Annotated in this window: 1 protein-coding gene; it reads left to right on the forward strand. The window is 49.5% G+C overall.

Annotated features, from left to right (window positions below):
* The coding region (locus SB660_RS18990) for a carboxylesterase family protein (protein ID WP_410583769.1) at positions 1-453 on the forward strand (453 nt) is incomplete at its 5' end.
* Between the last annotated feature and the right edge of the window lie 18 nt (positions 454-471).

Consider the following 471-nt stretch of genomic DNA (forward strand, 5'->3'; position numbering starts at 1 on the left):
GAAAACTGCACCGAGCAAGCGGCAGATTTATATCCGCATTCATTAAAGGGACAAATCGATATGATGACGGATCTGATTTTCTGGCGGCCGGCTGTCGCTTTCGCACAAGGACAGTCGCAACACGCACCGGTCTGGATGTACCGCTTTGATTGGCATGGCGAAACACCGCCGTTTCATAAAGCCGTTCACGCTCTGGAATTGCCGTTTGTGTTCGGAAACTTTGATTCTTTGAGAAAGACGCTGCAAGAGCCGCTCGGTGATGACGCAGAACAGCTTTCCAAACAAATTCAATCCGCATGGCTCGCTTTTGCAAAAACCGGAAACCCGAACACCTCTCACTTCAATTGGCCTGAATATGAAACCGATTCACGCGAAACTTTGCTTTTCAACACGGATACCGCTGTCGAAAGTGATCCCGATTCAGCAAAACGCCGCATCCTGTTTCAAGCATAACAAACGCCAAGGGAGCCG

This window comes from Bacillus sp. SIMBA_005 (genome assembly GCF_046535585.1).
GTDB classification, from domain to species: domain Bacteria; phylum Bacillota; class Bacilli; order Bacillales; family Bacillaceae; genus Bacillus; species Bacillus pumilus.